Origin of the sequence: Pseudomonas sp. W15Feb9B, from assembly GCF_000828175.1 — a bacterium.
GTDB lineage: Bacteria > Pseudomonadota > Gammaproteobacteria > Pseudomonadales > Pseudomonadaceae > Aquipseudomonas > Aquipseudomonas parakoreensis.
Map to the genome: position 1 here is coordinate 116,890 of NZ_JTKF01000007.1, position 18,557 is coordinate 135,446.

Sequence of the window (18,557 nt, forward strand, 5' to 3'; positions counted from 1 at the left end):
TTGACGTTGTTTTTCAGATCAAGAGCAAAAGATCGCAGCCTGCGGCAACTCTTACAGGTTGAGCGTCGTGTGCGAAGTTGTGCGGTGTTCGCACGGATTTTCTATTAGTGGGTGTTTGATTTTGGAACTCGATTCTAAATTGTTGCTGGAGTGACATTTCCGACAACAATCACAAGAGGATCGCGCCTTGACTCCGCCCCTTCGTATCGCCCTGATCGGCGCCGGCAACATGGGCCACCAGCATTACCAGCACTTGCAAACCCTCGATGAAGCCCGGTTGTGTGCAGTGGCCGATCCCGGCCCGCAGGTTCCCGCGCTGGCGGCGCAGTGGGGCGTGGCGTATTTCGCCGATCACCGGCAGATGCTGGAGCAGGTGAGGCCCGATGCGGTGATCGTGGCCAACCCGAATAATCAGCACGTCAGCACGGCGCTGGATTGCCTCGCCGCCGGGATTGCGGTGCTGCTGGAGAAACCGGTGGGCGTGCATCTGGATGAGGCACTCGAACTGGTGGCGGCGGTCAAACGCAGCGGCGTGCCGGTGCTGGTCGGCCATCATCGGCGGCACAATCCGTTGATCGTGCGTGCCCACCAATTGCTGCGCAGCGGCGCGCTCGGGCGGCTGACCACGGTTACCGCACTGTTCCAGGTGCGCAAACCCGACCGTTATTTCGAGGTCCCGTGGCGCCGTGAGCCGGGCGCGGGCCTGTTGCTGACCAACCTGATTCACGACCTCGATTTGCTGCGTCACCTGTGCGGGGAGGTGCAGTCGGTGCAGGCCGTCACCGACAACGCGGTGCGGGGTTTTGCCAACGAAGACAGCGTCGCGGTGTTACTGCAATTTGCCGGCGGTGCACTGGGCACGCTGAGCGGTTCCGATGCGGTCGCTGCGCCGTGGAGCTGGGAGCTGAATTCCGCAGAAAACCCGGTTTACCCGCGTCAGGCCGATCAGCCGTGTTATTTGCTGGCGGGCACTGCCGGAGCGTTAAGCATTCCGCAACTCAAGCGTTGGCATTACGCTGCCGATCAAGTCGATGCCGGTTGGCACGAACCGCTGATCGCGCTGCAAGAACAGTGTGAGGGCGGGGACGCGTTGCGTTTGCAGCTGCAACATTTTGTGCAGGTCGCGCGGCGTGAAGTCGAACCCTTGGTCAGTGCCGCCGATGCCGCGCGAACCCTGGCGCTGGTCGAGGCGATTCGTGAAGCGGCGGCCAGCGGCCGTGCCTGTTCCCCGGCAGCGGTCGAGGCTTGAGCATGAACGAACGAATCCTGTCTCTGGCCAGTCTCACCGTACTCGAATTATCGCCACCGCAAATGGTCGAGGTGGCGGCGCGTGCCGGTTACAGCCATGTCGGCCTGCGCCTGGAACCGGCGACGCCGGAGGAATATCACTTTCCGCTGGTGGCCGATGGTGATCTGCGGCGTCAGACGTTGAGGCGTTTGCGCGACACTGGCATCGCGGTGCTCGACGTGGAAATCCTGCGCCTGAAACCGCACACGGTGGTTGCCGATTTCGACAAGCTGCTGGCCGTCGGCGCGGAGTTTGGCGCCAGTGAATTACTCGTCGCCGGCAATGATCCTGACGAGCAACGGCTCACCGACAACTTTGCCGCGCTGTGTGATCTGGCGGCGCCTTACGGTTTGCATCCGCATCTGGAGTTCATGCCCTGGACCGATGCGCGCAACCTCGAGCAGGCGTTGCGCATCGTTGCCAACGCCGACCGGGAAAACGCCGCGGTGCTGGTCGATGCCTTTCATTTCGATCGCTCCGGCTCACGGCTGGAGGATCTGGCCAGCGTCGCACCGGCGCGCCTGCGTTATGCGCAATTGTGCGATGTGGCGGGGCCGAGACCGGCGGACATGGCCGAGATCTTGCGTCAGGCGCGCAACGAGCGGCGGTTTCCCGGCGAGGGCGATTGCGACCTGCACGGTTTGTTGCGCAGTCTGCCAGCTAATATTCCATTGAGCCTGGAGATCCCCACGGTGAAACTGCTGGAGCAGGGCGTCAGCGGATTGCAACGAGCGCAGATGGCGCTCGACAGGACGCGGGAATTGTTGACGCAGTTATAAGTCAGTTTTTGTGGCGGGGCGCCAGCGTCCCCGCCACTGTTTATTTTTCCTTCAGAGATATCCAATGACCGTCAGCACCCCGCTCTCCGGTGTCAACCAACCCTTCAAGGGGATTTTGCTGATTGTCGTGGCGACTTTCCTGTTCTCCAGCCACGACGCGCTGTCGAAATACCTATCGGGTTTCTACCCGATCGTCATGGTGGTATGGGCGCGTTATCTGGTGCACACCTTGCTGATGGCGGGGATCTTCCTGCCGCAATCGGGGCTTCGGGTGTTGCGTACCAAACGGCCGTTGTGGCAGTTGGCGCGGGCGCTGTGTCTGCTCGGCACCAGTCTGTTTTTCACCACGGCGCTGTTGTACATCCCGCTGGCCGAGGCCACGGCGGTCAACTTTCTTGCGCCGGTGCTGGTGACGGCATTGTCGGTGCCGTTGCTCAAGGAACGGGTGACGCGCGGGCAATGGATTGCGGTGATCTGTGGATTCATCGGCGTGCTGATCATCGTTCACCCGGGCGGTGAATTGTTCACTCCGGCGGTGCTGCTGCCGTTCTGCTCGGCGTTGTTTTTCTGCTTCTATCAACTGCTGACGCGCAAGCTCAGTGAGGTCGATAGCCCGACCACCAGCAACTTCTTCGCCGGTCTGTGCAACACCTTGGTGATGAGTGCGCTGGTGCCGTTCTTCTGGCAGGTGCCGACGTTGATGCATGCCGTGTTGATGCTGGCGCTGGGCAGTTGCGGGATGACCGCGCACCTGTTTCTGACCCAGGCGTTTCGCCATGCCGCGCCGGCATTGCTGGCGCCGTTCGGTTACTGTCAGATCGTCTTTGCCGGGTTGTTGGGTTGGGTGGTGTTCAATCACACGCCGAGCCTGTTGACGGTGATCGGCATTGTGGTGATCTGCTGCAGCGGCCTGGCGGCGGCGTGGCAGCAGAGCCGTCGCTGAAGGATCCACAAATTCCTGTGTAGGAGCTGCGGCACGCTGCGATCTTTTGATCTTCAAAATCAAGATCAAAAGATCGCAGCGTGCCGCAGCTCCTACAGGGTAGGCCGGTTACTCGCTGACGTCTGGAATCTTGCGCGGTGCCATGAAGTACATCCAGGTCAGGGCAATGAAGTACATCGCCGGGATCAGGGTGAACAGCACCGTGTAGTTGTTGTTGGTGACGGTCAGGATGTGGCCGACGATCTGGGTCATGAACATCCCGCCAATCGCTGCGCACATGCCGCCGAAACCGAACACCGTGCTCATCATGTGCTTGGGCGTGTAGTCCATCACCAGGCTCCAGATGTTCGCGGTCCAGGCCTGATGCGCGCCGATCGCTAGGGAGATTGCCGCGACGGCGACCCACAGATTGCCCGAACCGGCGGCCATGATCACGCCGATGATGCAGCAGGCGAACAGGAACATCGACAGCAGCCGCGCCTTGATCGAGTTCATGCCGCGACCGATCAGGAACGAAGACAGAATGCCGCCACCGACGCTGCCGAAGTCGGCCGTCACGTAGATGATGATCAGCGGAATACCCATTTGGGTGACGTTGATGCCCAGGTTGTATTGCTGGTTGAGAAACGGCGGCAACCAATACAGGTAGAACCAGAACACCGGCGCGGTCAGCGAATAGGCGAGGGCGAACGCCCAGGTGCCGCGCATGAGCAGGATGCGTGAGAACGGGACGCGGGCCTGTTCCGGTTCGACTTCTTTCTGGATGTATTCCAGCTCCGACTGTTTGACGCTCGGATGGTCTTCCGGGTTGAAGTATTTCAAGCCCCAGAACAGCAGCCAGATCCCGCCCAGTGCCGACATGCACAGGAACGCTGCCTGCCAGCCCCAGACGTGGAGAATCAGCGGCAGCAGCATCGGCGTGAACATGGCGCCGACGTTGGTCCCGGCGTTGAAGATGCCGGTGGCCACCGCGCGTTCGCCGGCCGGGAACCACAGGCGCGTGGTTTTCACGCAGGCCGGGTAGTTGGCCGCTTCGGTCAGGCCGAGGATAAACCGGCAGACCATGAAGCCGACGGCCGACGTCGCCAGACCGTGAGCGCCGGTGGCCAGGCTCCAGAGCAGCACTGCGCAGAAGAACACGCGCTTGACGCCGACGCGGTCGATCAGGCGTCCCTGCAGGACGAAGCCGATCGCGTAGCCGACCTGAAACCAGAAGTTGATGTTGGCGTAATCCATCGCCGTCCAGCTCATTTCTTTGGCAAGAATGGGCTGCATGACGCCGAGGGCCGCGCGATCGATGTAGTTCAGGGTCGTGGCGAAAAACACCAGCGCCAGCATGCCCCAACGGGTCTTGCCGACGGCCATGGCGCCGCGGATCTTGTCGCCGATGCCACCCGTGGCAGTGCTCATGGCCGGAGCCATGCGGGAAGTCTGTGAAGGAATCATTGTTCCACCCGTTTTTGAATTTGTTATGTGGTGTTGTTTGCACGCACTGCGACCGAAGGTTCATATCCGGACTCAATGTGGAGTCGATGGTGGGCAGTGGACGAAAAATCGTCAATTCGTCGAAACGCCATAGTGTTCGATAATCGCACGCAAAACTAACCGGCTGGTACACTTTAAATTGCTGTGCGCAGTCATGCAGCCAATAATTTCCCAACGATAAAAAACATCCTGTGTAGGAGCTGCCGAAGGCTGCGATCTTTTGAATTTGCTTTTCAGGACCAGGATCAAAAGATCGCAGCCTTCGGCAGCTCCTACCTTAAAGATAAGCGCGGCGCAGTCCGGGAGTAGCAACATGCAGCGTTCCATTGCCACCGTTTCCCTGAGCGGCACCCTGCCGGAAAAGCTCGAAGCCATTGCCGCCGCCGGGTTCGACGGCGTCGAGATTTTCGAGAACGATCTTCTGTATTACGACGGCAGTCCGCGGGAAATCAGGCAGATGTGCGCTGACCTGGGGATCGCCATCACGCTGTTCCAGCCGTTCCGCGATTTCGAAGGTTGCCGCCGAGATCGGCTGGCGCGCAATCTGGAGCGGGCCGAGCGCAAATTCGACCTGATGCAGGAACTGGGCACCGACCTGGTGCTGGTCTGCAGCAACGCCTCGGCGGACAGCGTCGGCGACCGGCAGATTCTGGTCGATGACCTGCGGCTGCTGGCCGAACGGGCCGGCGCGCGCGGGTTGCGCATCGGCTATGAAGCGCTGGCCTGGGGCCGGCACGTCAATACGTATCAACAGGTCTGGGACATCGTCCGCCAGGCCGATCACCCGGCCCTCGGCGTGCTGCTCGACAGCTTTCACACCTTGTCGCTGAAAGGTGATCCAAGCGCGATTGCCGACATTCCCGGCGACAAGATCTTCTTTGTGCAAATGGCCGACGCGCCGATTCTCGCCATGGATGTGCTGGAGTGGAGCCGGCATTTCCGCTGCTTCCCGGGGCAGGGTGAGTTCGATCTGCCGGGCTTCCTCGCGCCGATCATCCAGAGCGGTTACACCGGCCCGTTGTCGCTGGAAATTTTCAACGACGGCTTCCGCGCCGCGCCACCTCGAGCGAATGCCGCCGATGGTCTGCGTTCGCTGTTGTACCTGGAAGAGAAGACCCGTCAGCGGCTGGAGCAGCAACCGACGCCGGTGGCCAACCGCGAGATCCTCTTCGAAACGCCGCCGGCCAGCGAGTACAACGGCATTGAGTTTCTGGAGTTCGCTGTCGACGAAAGCCTCGGCGCCAAACTGAGCAATTGGCTGGAGCGCCTGGGCTTCGTCAAGGCCGGGCAGCATCGCTCCAAGAGCGTGAGCCTGCTGCGTCAGGGCGATATCAACCTGATCCTCAACGCCGAACCGTATTCGTTCGGCCACAGTTTCTTTGAGGCGCACGGCCCATCGCTGTGCGCCACCGCCGTGCGGGTCAAGGACAGCGCCAGCGCCCTGGCCCGCGCCGTCGCCTACAAGGGCCAGCCCTATCGCGGCCTGGTCGGCCCCAACGAACTGGAACTGGCCGCGGTGCGTGCACCGGACGGCAGCCTGATTTATCTGGTGGATGAAGCGGCGGATGTCTATGGCACCGACTTCAATCTGCTGCCGAACGCCCAGGCCCGTGGCGGCCTCAAGCGCATCGATCACATGGCCATGGCGTTGCCGGCCGACAGCCTCGACAGTTGGGTGCTGTTCTACAAGAGCCTGCTGGATTTCGAGGCCGACGATGAAGTGGTGCTGCCCGATCCGTACGGGTTGGTAAAGAGCCGCGCGTTGCGCAGCCGCGACAGTTCGATCCGCTTGCCGCTGAATATCTCGGAGAACCGCAACACTGCGATCTCTCACGCACTGTCGAGTTACCGCGGCTCCGGTGTGCATCACATCGCCTTCGATTGTGATGACATCTTCGCCGAAGTCAGCCGCGCCAAGGAGGCTGGCGTGCCGTTGCTGGATATCCCGCTCAACTATTACGACGACCTCGCTGCGCGCTTCGATTTCGACGACGAGTTCCTCAGCGAACTGGCGTACTACAACGTGCTCTACGACCGCGATGCCCAGGGCGGTGAACTGTTCCACGTCTATACCGAGCCGTTCGAGGGACGCTTCTTCTTCGAGATCATTCAGCGTAAAAACGGCTATGCCGGTTATGGTGCGGCGAACGTCGCGGTACGTCTGGCGGCGATGGCCAAATCACGCAGCGGCGCGGTGCGCCAGGCGAAGTTGTAGGAATTTCGTAAACGCGGGATTAAACACGGGCCGCGTGGCTTCCTTCACTGTGCAGCGCGGCCCATAATCGCCCACCTGTGCAGTGATGGCCGTGAGCCCGCAATGACAATGACTTCAGAACTCCCCGCCGCCTCCGTCGTATCCGGCATCGAGCCGCGCAAGAGTCGCAAGAACAACCCGGAAAAGACCCGCGAGAACATCCTGCAGGAGGCGATCGTCGAGTTCGTCCAGCAGGGTTTGTCCGGCGCCCGCGTTGACGCGATCGCCGAGCGTATCCATACCTCCAAACGCATGATCTATTACTACTTCGGCAGTAAGGAGCAGTTGTACGTCGAGGTGCTGGAGAAGCTTTACGGCGATATCCGCAGCACCGAAAACCGCCTGCACCTCGCCGAGTTGCCGCCGGTGGTGGCGATCCGCCGACTGGTGGAGTTCACCTTCGACCACCATGACCGCAACGTCGATTTCGTGCGCATCGTCTGCATCGAAAACATCCACAACGCCGAATTCGTGAAGCGTTCGGACGCGATCAAGGCGATGAACAATACGATCCTCGATTCGCTGGGCGAGATTTTGCGCCGCGGTGCCGAGGAGGGCGTGTTCCGCGCCGGGCTCGACGCGCTGGATGTGCACTTGCTGATCAGCTCGTTCTGCTTCTACCGCGTCTCGAACCGCCACACGTTCGGTGAGATCTTTCAGATCGATCTGCCGGATGAAAGCATCAAGCAGCGTCATCGCGAGATGATCTGCGAGTCGGTGTTGCGCTACTTGCAGCCCTGACAAGCAAAAGATCGCAGCCTTCGGCAGCTCCTACACAAGTCCCTGTAGGAGCTGCCGAAGGCTGCGATCTTTTGATCTTTTAAACGTTCATGCTTTGAAAATGCGCCAGCATGCGCTGCGCATCCGGCACCACGCCGCTGAACAGCTCAAACGCCTTCACCGCTTGAAACACCGCCATGTTGCCGCCGTCCAGCGTGCGGCAGCCCAAGGCGCGGGCGTTGCGCAGCAGTTCGGTTTCCAGCGGGAAGTACACGATCTCCGCGACCCACAATTCCTTGCGCAGCAACTCCACCGGCACGGGCATCCCCGGCAGTTTGGCCATGCCCATCGGCGTGGTGTTCACCAGACCATCGGCCTGGTTCAGCGTACTCGGCAGATCGTGCCCGGCCACCGCGCGACCTGAGCCGAAATGCTGGTTGAGGTTGTTCGCCAGACTCTCGGCGCGCTCGCGATCGACGTCGAAAATACTCAGTTGCTGCACGCCTTCGCTCAACAGCGCATGGGCCACCGCCGCGCCTGCGCCACCGGCACCCATCTGCACGACACGTGCACGCGCAGCGTCTTTCAGGCCGCGACGAAAACCTTCGGCAAAACCCAGGCAGTCGGTGTTGTGGCCGATGCGTTTGCCGTCCTTGAGCACCACGGTGTTGACCGCGCCGATGCCCCGGGCTTCCGGCGACAGTTCGTCGAGCAGCGGGATGATCGCCTGCTTGCACGGGAAGGTGATGTTCAGGCCGGTGTAGTTCATCCGTTCGGCGGCCTGCAGCAAGTCGGGCAGGGCATTGCTGTCGAGATGCAACTGATCGAGGTCGATCAGCCGATACAGATAGCGCAAGCCTTGGGCATCGCCTTCGTGTTCATGCAGGGCTGGCGTGCGCGAGGCTTGAATGCCCGCGCCGATCAGGCCAGCCAGTATTACCGGTTTACGGGTCATGCTGCGCGCCCCTTCAGTCGCTGACTGAAATGCTCCAGAGCCAGGCGATAGCCATGGCTGCCAAAGCCGCACATCACCGCCGTGGCGATGGCCGAGACGAACGAGTGATGGCGGAACGGTTCACGCGCATGCACGTTGGACAGATGCACTTCGATCACTGGCAACTCACTGGCGACCAAGGCGTCGCGGATCGCCACCGAGGTGTGCGTCCAGGCTGCCGGGTTGATCACGATCCCGGCGCAACGGCCGCGTGCCGCATGAATCCAGTCGAGCAGTTCGCCTTCGTGATTGGTCTGGCGAAACTCCACGGCCAGGCCGAATTCTTCGGCGGCGCGCCCGCACAGGGCAGAGATGTCAGCCAGGGTTTCGTGACCGTAGGTTGCCGGTTCACGGGTGCCGAGCAGGTTCAGGTTCGGGCCGTTGAGCACCAGAACGATAGGGGGCATGGGGGCAAACTCCACTTATTGTTTTTGGCTTGGGCCGAAGGTTTCAGCCTGTGGAGGTAAAATGTACCAGATGGTTACCTTGGTCAATTGAACGGCGTTGCCCTTGGCGCTTAGTGTTCGTTAATCGCACAAAACAAAAGATCGCAGCCTGCGGCAGCTCCTACAGGAGGATCGCATTCCAGAGGTAGGAGCTGCCGCAGGCTGCGATCTTTTGTGGTGTCCACAAAAAAGCCGTCAATCACGACGGCTTTCTCGCATCTGGCATTCGCCATCAACGCCGAGTCAGCAACACCCCGGACTCCATGTGATGCGTCCACGGGAACTGGTCGAACATCGCGCAGCGGCTGATGCGGTGCGTGTCGTGCAGTTGGGCGATGTTGGCCGCGAGGGTTTCCGGGTTGCAGGAGATGTACAGGATGTTGTCGAAGCGCCGAGTCAGCTCGCAGGTGTCCGGATCCATGCCGGCGCGCGGCGGGTCGACAAACACACTGCCGAACTCGTAGCTTTTCAGGTCGATGCCCTGCAGGCGACGGAACGGGCGCACTTCGTTGAGTGCTTCGGTCAGCTCTTCGGCGGACAGCCGCACCAGCGTGACGTTATCCACAGCGTTTTCGCTGAGGTTGCTCAGTGCGGCGTTGACCGAAGTCTTGCTGATCTCGGTGGCCAGCACGTTGCGCACGCGGGTGGCGAGCGGCAGGGTGAAGTTGCCGTTGCCGCAATACAGCTCCAGCAGATCGTCAGGACGATCGCCCAGTGCTTCGTAGGCCCAGTTGAGCATTTTCTGGTTCACCGTGCCGTTGGGCTGGGTGAACGCGCCTTCCGGCTGACGGTAGCTGAAGGTGCGACCGCCGACGTCGAGTTTCTCCACCACGTAATCGTGGCCGATCACTTCGCGCTTGCCCTTGGAACGCCCGATGACGCTGACGTTGAGATCAGCCGCCAACTTCGACGCGGCCGCATGCCAGTGCTCGTCCAGCGGACGGTGGTAGCACAGGGTGATCATCGCGTCGCCGGCCAGGGTGGTCAGGAATTCCACCTGGAACAGCTTGTGGCTCAGCGCCGCGCTGGCCTGCCACGCGGCCTTGAGCTGCGGCATCAACTGGTTGATGCGCAGGCTGGCAATGGGGAACTCTTCGATCAGGATCGGCGTGCGTTTGTCGTCCTGGGAGAACATCGCGTAGTGCCGCTCACCGGCCTCGCGCCACAGGCGAAATTCCGCGCGCAGGCGGAAGTTCTGCAGCGGCGAGTCGAACACGGTCGGCTCTGGCGCATCGAACGGGGCCAGCAGGTCACGCAAACGCGTGACCTTGTCTTCGAGCTGAGTGGCGTAGGCCTGGGAATCGAAAGTCATGCGTTGAACCAACCCAACTTGATCACGAACAGAATCGACAGAATCACCAGCGCCGGGTTCAGCTCACGGGCGCGGCCCGACAGCAGCTTGATCACGGTCCAGGAGATGAAACCGAAGGCGATGCCGTTGGCGATCGAGTAAGTGAACGGCATCGCCAGCGCGGTGACCACGACCGGTGCGGCAACGGTGATGTCTTCCCAGTCTATTTCCGCCAGGCCCGAGGTCATCAGCACGGCGACGAACAGCAGCGCCGGTGCGGTGGCGAATGCCGGAACGCTGGCCGCCAGTGGCGAGAAGAACAGCGCCAGCAGGAACAGGATCGCCACGACGATCGCTGTCAGACCGGTACGGCCGCCGGCACTCACGCCCGCAGCGGATTCGATGTAGCTGGTGGTGGTCGAAGTACCCAGCAGCGAGCCGGCCATCGCCGCGGTGCTGTCGGCGATCAGTGCACGACCCATTTTCGGCATGTGGCCGTCCTTGCCCATCAGGCCGGCGCGCTTGGCGACGCCGATCAGGGTGCCGGAGTTGTCGAACAGGTCGACGAACAGGAAGGCGAAGATCACGCTGACCAGACCGATGTCCAGTGCGCCCTTGATGTCCAGTTGCATGAAGGTCGGGGCCAGCGAAGGTGGCATCGAGGTCACGCCGCCGAACGGGGTGAAGCCCATGGCGATGGAAATGATGGTCACCGCCAGAATGCCGATCAGCACCGCGCCGCGCACTTTCAGTGCTTCGAGAGCGACGATCAGGGCGAAGCCGAGGGTGGCAAGGATCGGGGCCGGGGCTTTCAGATCACCGAGGCCGACCATGGTCGCCGGGTTGCTGACCACGATACCGGCGTTGTGCAGGGCGATCAGCGCCAGGAACAGGCCAATACCGGCGGCAATCGCCGAGCGCAGGGGCAGCGGGATGCTGTTGATGATCCATTCGCGGATGCGGAAGATCGACAGCAGGAAGAAGCACACCGCCGAGATGAACACCGCGCCCAGCGCCACTTGCCAGGTGTGGCCCATGTGCAGCACCACGGTGTAAGTGAAGAAGGCGTTCAGGCCCATGCCCGGGGCGAGGGCGATCGGGTAGTTGGCGATCAGGCCCATGATGGTCGAGCCGATGGCAGCTGCCAGACAGGTGGCGACGAACACCGCGCCTTTGTCCATGCCGGTCTCGCCGAGAATGCTCGGGTTGACGAACAGAATGTAGGCCATGGCCAGGAAAGTCGTGACGCCCGCCAGAATCTCGGTCCGCACGTTGGTGTTGTGTGCCTTGAGTTGAAACAGCCTTTCCAGCATGTCTGCTCCCCGTGGCGCGCGTGGCGCCGTGAATGTATCGACCTCAACAGCAAAGCACAGACCGTCGCAAGCGCCTGGGAATTTGTGGTGGGCCGGAAAAAGCCGCGCATCATACCAGCAGCGTGAGGAATATGGCGGTTGTTGGTGCCGAACGTCGTCGAAGTTTTGTAGCAGGGTTATCTGCGCCATACTGCACGCTGAATTTTTTGGGGAAACGCGATCACATGGGCAAGCGCTGGATGCAGGCTTTCGGGTTAATGGCAGGGCTGATGGCCGGGCCGACGGCGGTGCTGGCAGCCTCGGCGCCACCGTTGACCGAAGTGAAAGTGATCAAGGTCCAGTCGCCGGCCTGTGGCCTGGAAGACATTGGCGATAACCAGCCGCAAACCCAATGTAATCACAGCGGCCCGAGCATCAAGGTGTATGTGCTGGAAATCGGCTATGGCCAGAACCAGCCGCACGCCACGCTGGACGGTTTTGAAGTGAATGGCACCCGCGCCCCGGTGTGCGCTTTCGATACCGGCAATCTGACCGAATGCACCCCCGGCAGCAAAACGGTCGGCTCACTGTATACCTTCGATCTGGCGGGCAAGCAGGAAGGCACGTTCAGCTTCAGCAACACCTCGATCAACGCGCCACGCAACACGATGTCGACCCAGCTTTACATCAAGTAACGGCTGTCAGCAAACAGGCAGGGCAAAGCTGACTACGCTTTAAAGATCACTCAGCGGATGGCGCCCATGACCTTTAGAGCCCTGATTACCCTCGCCGAGGGCATCGATGATCTGCACAGCGTGACCCTGATCGACGTGCTGCGCCGCGCCGGCATTGAAGTGGTGGCGGCCAGCATCGAAGGCCGGCGCATGCTGACCTGCGCACGCGGTACGCGCCTGACGGCGGACGGCATGCTGGTCGATGTACTGGCGCAGACGTTTGACCTGATCGTCCTGCCCGGCGGGGTTGTCGGTTCTCAACATCTGGCGGCGCATCAGCCGCTGCAACAATTGCTCAAGGACCAGGCCAGCGCCGGACGCCTGTTCGCCGCCATCGCCGAAGCCCCGGCCATCGCTCTGCAAGCCGCTGGCGTGTTACGCCAGCGACGCATGACTTGCCTGCCAAGTGTCAGTCATCAACTGTCGGGCTGTACGTTTGTTGATCAACCGGTGGTGGTCGACGGCAATTGCATTACCGCCCAGGGCTCCGGCGCCGCACTGGACTTTGCCCTGATGTTGGTGGAGCAGCTTGGTGGCAAGGCATTGCGGGCGAAAGTGGCGGGGGATATGTTGGTTTGAGGAGTCTCAAACCTTCGCCTCCTCCACCGGCACATGCATCCGGTCGCGGTTGGCCAGGGTCGGGAACAGTTTGATCCACGTTCCGGTGACCACCAGCGTGCCGATCCCGCCCATCACCACGGCTGGGACGGTGCCGAACCAGTGTGCGGTGAGGCCGGATTCGAATTCGCCGAGCTGATTCGAGGCGCCGATGAACAGGCCGTTCACCGCGCTGACCCGGCCGCGCATTTCGTCCGGGGTTTCTAGTTGCACGAAGGAGGCGCGGATCACCATGCTGATCATGTCCGCCGCGCCGAGCACCACCAGCACCGCCAGTGAGAACCAGAACGAGGTCGACAGGCCGAAGGCGATGGTCGCCACGCCGAAGACGCCGACGGCGGTGAACATTACGCGCCCGACGTTGCGCTCGACGGCGAATCGCGCCAGAAACAGCGACATCCCCAGCGCGCCGACCGCAGGCGCCGAACGCAGCAGGCCCAGGCCCCACGGCCCGGTGAGCAGAATGTCCTTGGCGAACACCGGCAGCAACGCGGTGGCGCCGCCCAGCAGCACGGCGAACAGGTCCAGCGAGATCGCCCCAAGAATGTCCGGGCGGCTGCGAATGAAACGGATGCCCGCCAGCAACGAGTCGAGCGTGGCTTTGCCTTTGTTCAATGGCGTCTGTCGCGCGGGCAGGTTGAGCATCAAGGTGCAGGCGATGACGTAAAGCAACACCGTCGGGCCGTAGACCCAGACACTGCCAAACGCGTAAAGCAAGCCACCGAGGGCCGGGGCGACGATGGTGGCTGACTGTTGAGCCGATTGCGCTGCGGCGACCGCGCGTGGAAACAGGGCGCTGGGCACGATACTTGGCAGGAGCGCCTGGGTAGTCGGCAGCTCGAAGGAGCGCGCGCCGCCGAGCAGGAAGGCGAGGACGAAGATCATTTCCCGGGTCACGTGATCGGTCGCACTGCCGATGGCCAGTGCCAAGGCAATCAACGCCTGCAACGACTGACAGATCGCCGCCACCCGGCGCCGGTCATAGCGGTCGGCGACGTGACCGGTGTGCAGCATGAACAGCACCCGTGGCGCGAATTCCACCAGACCGACCAGGCCCAGGTCGAGCACGTTGCCGGTCAACTGATACAGATTCCAGCCGATCGCCACCGTGAGCATCTGAAAGCCGCTGGCGGTGAAGATCCGGGCGAACCAGAACGCGAGAAACGGACGATGGTGACGTAACAGCAGGGGCTCTTGGCTGGGCATCTGAAGGCAGGTCTGGCTCGGGGCGGAAGGGTGAGGTTATCACCAGTCTGTAACAGGAAGTTGCCATGACGAAAAATTTAGTTAGCCAAACATCGATTATCCGGGTACCCCATTCTCTGTGGCGAGGGAGCTTGCTCCCGCCGGGTCGCGAAGCGGCCCCAACGCAGCGAAATCATACCTTCGGGCAAGCGCTGGAAAACCTTTTTACGACCGCTGCGCAGCCGAGCGGGAGCAAGCTCCCTCGCCACAGGACGGTTTTCTGGATCTGGGGGATGTATTTCAGAGCGTTACTCAGGCGCTGAGGCAACTTGTCACGCGGCAAACGACCACGCCGTTCTTCGTCGGAAATGGGACTACTCTTTTAACGTTGCTTGATCCAGATCAAGACCCTCCCGGGCCATGGTCTGGTGGCCCGACGGCCAGACTCCCTGCGTTGCGATGGTTATTAAAAAAGAACGAATCAGAATTCGCCGCACTCGATATCCGTGGGGGCAGTAGGTGCAGGGGCCACAAGCCCCATCGCCGGTATTACCTGACAGAGGAAGACTTATGTTCGGTTTAGAGGCGCTCGATCTCGCCCGAATTCAGTTCGCATTTACCATCTCGTTCCACATCCTGTTCCCGGCCATCACCATTGGTCTGGCGAGCTACCTGGCGGTGCTCGAAGGGCTGTGGTTGAAAACCCATAACGACACCTACCGAGACCTGTACCACTTCTGGTCGAAGATCTTTGCCGTCAACTTCGGCATGGGGGTGGTCTCTGGTCTGGTCATGGCCTACCAGTTTGGTACCAACTGGAGCCGTTTCTCGGACTTCGCCGGTTCCGTCACCGGACCGTTGCTGACCTATGAGGTGCTCACCGCGTTCTTCCTTGAGGCCGGTTTCCTCGGGGTGATGCTGTTCGGCTGGAACAAGGTCGGACGAAAACTGCACTTTTTCTCCACGGTGATGGTGGCGATCGGCACGCTGATCTCGACGTTCTGGATTCTCGCGTCCAACAGCTGGATGCAGACGCCGCAAGGCTTCGAGATCGTCAACGGTCAAGTGATCCCGACCGACTGGCTGGCCATCGTGTTCAACCCCTCGTTCCCGTATCGCCTGATGCACATGGCGACGGCGGCGTTCGTCGCCACGGCGTTCTTCGTCGGCTCGTCAGCGGCCTGGCACTTGCTGCGCGGCAGGGACAACCCGGCGATCCGCACCATGCTGTCGATGGCGATGTGGATGGCACTGATCGTCGCGCCGATCCAGGCCGTGATCGGCGACTTCCACGGCCTCAACACCCTTGAGCACCAGCCGGCGAAAATCGCCGCAATCGAAGGCCATTGGGAAAACAAAGGCAACGAAGCGACGCCGTTGATCCTGTTCGGCTGGCCGGACATGAAAGAAGAGAAAACCAAATTCGCCGTGGAGATCCCGTACCTCGGCAGCCTGATCCTGACCCACTCGCTGGACAAGCAGGTGCCGGCGCTCAAGGAGTTCCCGCCAGAAGACCGGCCAAACTCGACCATCGTGTTCTGGTCGTTCCGGGTCATGGTCGGCCTCGGTTTCCTGATGATCTTCACCGGTCTGTGGAGCCTGTGGCTGCGCAAGCGCGACACGCTCTACACCTCACGCCCGTTCCTGTATCTGGCGTTGTGGATGGGGCCGTCCGGCCTGATCGCGATCCTCGCTGGCTGGTTCACCACTGAAATCGGTCGGCAGCCGTGGGTGGTCTACGGGCTGATGCGCACGGCGGATGCTTCGTCCAATCACAGCTTCATGCAGATGAGCATCACCCTGATCATGTTCGTTGTGGTGTATTTCGCGCTGTTCGGTGCGGGGCTCGGCTACATGATGCGCCTGGTGCGCAAAGGGCCGAAAACCGACGAAGGCAAGGAGACCAACGAAGGGGGTCCCGGCCAGAAACGCACCCCGGCGCGGCCGTTGTCCGCCGCCGATGACGAAGGCGCCGACGCTGACTCGCCGCGCAGCCTGGAAAAGGAGATTTGACTCATGGGTATTGATCTTCCGCTGATCTGGGCCGTGATCATCATCTTCGGCATCATGATGTACGTGGTCATGGACGGTTTCGACCTGGGGATCGGGATTCTCTTCCCGTTCATCCCGGGCAAGACCGACCGTGACGTGATGATGAACACTGTCGCCCCGGTGTGGGACGGCAATGAAACCTGGCTGGTATTGGGCGGCGCGGCGTTGTTTGGCGCGTTCCCGCTGGCCTATTCGGTGGTGCTGTCGGCGCTGTACCTGCCGCTGATCTTCATGCTGATCGGGTTGATTTTTCGCGGCGTGGCATTCGAGTTCCGCTTCAAGGCCAAGGACGACAAACGTCACCTGTGGGACAAGGCGTTCATTGGCGGTTCGGTGGCGGCGACGTTCTTCCAGGGCGTGGCACTCGGGGCGTTCATCGACGGTTTGCCGGTGGTCAATCGACAATACGCCGGCGGTTCACTGGACTGGCTGACACCGTTCACCCTGTTCTGCGGCGCCGCGCTGGTGGTGGCCTATGCCTTGCTCGGCTGTACCTGGTTGATCATGAAGACCGAAGGCAAGTTGCAGGAGCAGATGCACAACCTCGCGCGGCCGCTGGCATTCGTGCTGTTGGCGGTGATCGGCATCGTCAGTCTGTGGACGCCGCTGGCTCACCCCGAGATCGCGACACGCTGGTTCAGCATGCCGAACCTGTTCTGGTTCATGCCGGTGCCGATTCTGGTGCTGGTGACGCTGTACGGGCTGATCCGCGCGGTGGCACGCAACGCCAACTACATGCCGTTTTTGCTGACCCTGGTGCTGATTTTCCTCGGCTACAGCGGTCTGGGCATCAGCCTGTGGCCGAACATCGTGCCGCCGTCGATCTCGATCTGGGACGCCGCCGCACCGCCGCAGAGCCAGGGCTTCATGCTGGTTGGTACGCTGTTCATCATTCCGTTCATCCTGGGTTACACCTTCTGGAGCTACTACGTGTTCCGCGGCAAGGTCACCCATGAAGACGGTTACCACTGATCTCTCGCTCTGCTCACCCTGTGAGAGCAAGCCGGCTCGCGGTGGCGTCCTCAGCGACGCCATCGCCCAAGAGGAACAATGCAATGAACGGCAAACATTCCCTGCACGAGATTGAAGAAGCCGAAAAAAAGCCGCTGTGGCAGCGGCTCGCCTGGTTGGCCCTGATCTGGATCGGTAGCGTTGGCGCGCTGTTCATTGCCGCCAGCCTGATGCGCCTGTTCATGAACGCGGCCGGCCTTACCACACACTGAAACATCCCGTCCCGCTGCCCTTGGGCACGGTTTTATGACCCTCTGTACCGCGGAGGGTTTTTTTTGCCTGATGCTTTACTTGCGGGCTTTGAGAATCACGAATTTCGGCGTGGCCGCCACTTGCTCAACGCCACGGAACAGTCGCGCCAGCTTGCTGTGATAGCCCAGGTGCCGGTTGCCGACGATGTACAACGCACCGCCTACCACCAGCGCCTCGCGGGCCTGCTGGAACATGCGCCAGGCGAGGAAATCGCCGACCACTTGCTGCTGATGGAACGGCGGATTGCACAGCACCACGTCCAGCGATTGCGGCTCCTGTCCGGCCAGACCATCGCCGGCGCGCACGATCACTTCGCGCTCGCCGAGCGCGGCGCGCCAGTTTTCCGCAGCCGATTGCACGGCCATGAACGATTCGTCGACCAGCGTGTAGTGTGCGTCAGGGTTGTGCAGAGCACTGGCGATGGCCAGTACGCCGTTTCCGCAGCCAAGGTCGGCGACCCGGGCGCTGCCGAGGTTTTTGGGCAGGTGCGGGAGAAAGGCCCGGGTGCCGATATCCAGACCTTCACGGCAGAACACGTTGGCGTGGTTGAGCAACTCGATGGCCGGCTCGTCGAGCTGGTAACGCGACGGGTAGGGCGAGGTCGCCGGGGCTTTGGCCTCGGGTGTCGCGATCAGCAGGCGAGCCTTTTTTACCGCCAGTGAAGCGTGTACCGGGCCAATGTAACGCTCCAGCAGATCACCGGCGGCGCGCGGCAAGTGTTTGACCATGGCCGCTGCCACCACTTCGGCGCCGGGGGCCAGTTGCCCTTGCAGGCGGATCAGTTGCTCTTCCAGCAGTGCGAGCGTCTTGGGGACGCGGATCAACACCTTGTCGAACGGCCCGGTCAACGGCTCACTCGCCGCAACGCCGCGCACCGCATCGAATGGCAGTCCGTTGCGTACCAGATTCTTTTCCAGACCCTGGAACGCGAGAAACGAATCGCCGCTGCTGCTGACCTGAACCTTGCCCACCAGACTCGCTGCCAAGGCCCCGAAGCTGTCATTGAGTACCAATACCCGAGTGTCTGCGGCCGGTTGTTGCGCGGCCAGATGATTGAGCAGGTACTCGTCAGCCGCGTCGAAGGCTTGCAGAGGTTCATTCTGCTGCTCGGGCTGGCGGATCAGGTCGAGTTGGGCAAAGGGCGTGTCGAGCAAAGGCATGGGGCGGGGACTCTGGATAATCAACGGGTGGCCCGCGGCCAAGGGAGTGTGCG

At 61.5% G+C, this 18,557-nt stretch carries 18 protein-coding genes; 10 read left to right on the forward strand and 8 right to left on the reverse strand.

Annotation, left to right across the window (positions count from 1 at the left end; genetic code table 11):
- Window positions 1-187: 187 nt before the first annotated feature.
- The 3 genes from OC71_RS05050 (at window position 188) to OC71_RS05060 (ending at window position 3,010) form a co-directional block, all read left to right on the forward strand.
- A complete protein-coding gene (locus OC71_RS05050) occupies window positions 188-1,249 on the forward strand; it encodes a Gfo/Idh/MocA family protein (protein WP_041065168.1) in 1,062 nt (353 codons plus the stop codon).
- A 2-nt stretch (window positions 1,250-1,251) separates the two neighbouring features.
- A complete protein-coding gene (locus tag OC71_RS05055; RefSeq protein WP_041065170.1) occupies window positions 1,252-2,067 on the forward strand; it encodes a sugar phosphate isomerase/epimerase in 816 nt (271 codons plus the stop codon).
- A 64-nt stretch (window positions 2,068-2,131) separates the two neighbouring features.
- The gene (locus tag OC71_RS05060; RefSeq protein WP_041065173.1) at window positions 2,132-3,010 is read left to right on the forward strand and encodes a DMT family transporter; all 879 of its coding nucleotides are present in this window, start codon (window positions 2,132-2,134) and stop codon (window positions 3,008-3,010) included.
- 108 nt (window positions 3,011-3,118) lie between these two features.
- Here OC71_RS05060 and OC71_RS05065 read toward each other — a convergent pair whose 3' ends face one another.
- On the reverse strand, window positions 3,119-4,456 hold the full coding sequence (locus OC71_RS05065) for an MFS transporter (protein WP_041065176.1): 1,338 nt from the start codon (window positions 4,454-4,456) through the stop codon (window positions 3,119-3,121).
- A gap of 111 nt (window positions 4,457-4,567) precedes the next feature.
- Window positions 4,568-4,810 carry a hypothetical protein gene (locus OC71_RS28275; protein WP_041065179.1) on the reverse strand — a complete coding sequence of 81 codons (243 nt, stop codon included), beginning with the start codon at window positions 4,808-4,810 and terminating at the stop codon, window positions 4,568-4,570.
- On the opposite strand from OC71_RS28275, the gene quiC reads away from it, so the two are divergent.
- Window positions 4,809-6,710, forward strand: coding sequence for a 3-dehydroshikimate dehydratase QuiC (gene quiC / locus OC71_RS05075; protein WP_041065181.1), 1,902 nt, complete (start codon window positions 4,809-4,811; stop codon window positions 6,708-6,710). The two genes, OC71_RS28275 and quiC, sit on opposite strands and share 2 nt — an antisense overlap.
- Window positions 6,711-6,812: 102 nt before the next feature.
- Window positions 6,813-7,490 (forward strand): TetR family transcriptional regulator, encoded by a 678-nt coding sequence (locus OC71_RS05080; protein WP_041065184.1) that lies wholly within the window; start codon window positions 6,813-6,815, stop codon window positions 7,488-7,490.
- 79 nt (window positions 7,491-7,569) lie between these two features.
- On the opposite strand, the gene OC71_RS05085 is transcribed toward OC71_RS05080, so the two are convergent.
- From OC71_RS05085 to OC71_RS05100, 4 genes are all read right to left on the reverse strand, one after another.
- Complete coding sequence (locus OC71_RS05085; RefSeq protein WP_041065187.1) at window positions 7,570-8,424, reverse strand: shikimate dehydrogenase; 855 nt, start codon at window positions 8,422-8,424, stop codon at window positions 7,570-7,572.
- Window positions 8,421-8,870 carry a type II 3-dehydroquinate dehydratase gene (aroQ, locus tag OC71_RS05090; protein ID WP_025108744.1) on the reverse strand — a complete coding sequence of 150 codons (450 nt, stop codon included), beginning with the start codon at window positions 8,868-8,870 and terminating at the stop codon, window positions 8,421-8,423. Before aroQ ends, OC71_RS05085 begins: the two co-directional genes overlap by 4 nt.
- Before the next feature lie 271 nt (window positions 8,871-9,141).
- Complete coding sequence (trmA, locus tag OC71_RS05095; protein WP_041065191.1) at window positions 9,142-10,221, reverse strand: tRNA (uridine(54)-C5)-methyltransferase TrmA; 1,080 nt, start codon at window positions 10,219-10,221, stop codon at window positions 9,142-9,144.
- On the reverse strand, window positions 10,218-11,513 hold the full coding sequence (locus OC71_RS05100; protein WP_007963748.1) for an NCS2 family permease: 1,296 nt from the start codon (window positions 11,511-11,513) through the stop codon (window positions 10,218-10,220). The genes trmA and OC71_RS05100 overlap by 4 nt, the downstream gene beginning before the upstream one ends.
- A gap of 224 nt (window positions 11,514-11,737) precedes the next feature.
- Here OC71_RS05100 and OC71_RS05105 point away from each other — a divergent pair, with 224 nt between their 5' ends.
- Together OC71_RS05105 and OC71_RS05110 are read left to right on the forward strand one after the other, a co-directional pair.
- Window positions 11,738-12,187, forward strand: coding sequence for a DUF4879 domain-containing protein (locus OC71_RS05105; RefSeq protein ID WP_041065194.1), 450 nt, complete (start codon window positions 11,738-11,740; stop codon window positions 12,185-12,187).
- Window positions 12,188-12,253: 66 nt separating this feature from the next.
- Window positions 12,254-12,805 carry a DJ-1 family glyoxalase III gene (locus tag OC71_RS05110; protein ID WP_041065197.1) on the forward strand — a complete coding sequence of 184 codons (552 nt, stop codon included), beginning with the start codon at window positions 12,254-12,256 and terminating at the stop codon, window positions 12,803-12,805.
- A 6-nt stretch (window positions 12,806-12,811) separates the two neighbouring features.
- On the opposite strand, the gene OC71_RS05115 is transcribed toward OC71_RS05110, so the two are convergent.
- Window positions 12,812-14,050, reverse strand: coding sequence for an MFS transporter (locus tag OC71_RS05115; RefSeq protein ID WP_041065200.1), 1,239 nt, complete (start codon window positions 14,048-14,050; stop codon window positions 12,812-12,814).
- Between the two features lie 549 nt (window positions 14,051-14,599).
- Between OC71_RS05115 and OC71_RS05125 the strand changes: the two genes are divergently transcribed.
- The 3 genes from OC71_RS05125 to OC71_RS26835 all read left to right on the forward strand — a co-directional run bounded on the left by OC71_RS05125 (window position 14,600) and on the right by OC71_RS26835 (window position 17,304).
- Window positions 14,600-16,042 carry a cytochrome ubiquinol oxidase subunit I gene (locus OC71_RS05125; protein WP_041065206.1) on the forward strand — a complete coding sequence of 481 codons (1,443 nt, stop codon included), beginning with the start codon at window positions 14,600-14,602 and terminating at the stop codon, window positions 16,040-16,042.
- Between the two features lie 3 nt (window positions 16,043-16,045).
- Window positions 16,046-17,053, forward strand: a complete 1,008-nt coding sequence (gene cydB / locus OC71_RS05130; RefSeq protein ID WP_007963753.1) for a cytochrome d ubiquinol oxidase subunit II — start codon at window positions 16,046-16,048, stop codon at window positions 17,051-17,053.
- A gap of 83 nt (window positions 17,054-17,136) precedes the next feature.
- Entirely contained in the window at window positions 17,137-17,304 is a 168-nt protein-coding gene (locus OC71_RS26835) for a DUF2474 domain-containing protein (protein ID WP_065118208.1), read from the forward strand.
- A 75-nt stretch (window positions 17,305-17,379) separates the two neighbouring features.
- On the opposite strand, the gene OC71_RS05135 is transcribed toward OC71_RS26835, so the two are convergent.
- Window positions 17,380-18,504, reverse strand: a complete 1,125-nt coding sequence (locus OC71_RS05135) for a class I SAM-dependent methyltransferase (protein ID WP_041065209.1) — start codon at window positions 18,502-18,504, stop codon at window positions 17,380-17,382.
- Between the last annotated feature and the right edge of the window lie 53 nt (window positions 18,505-18,557).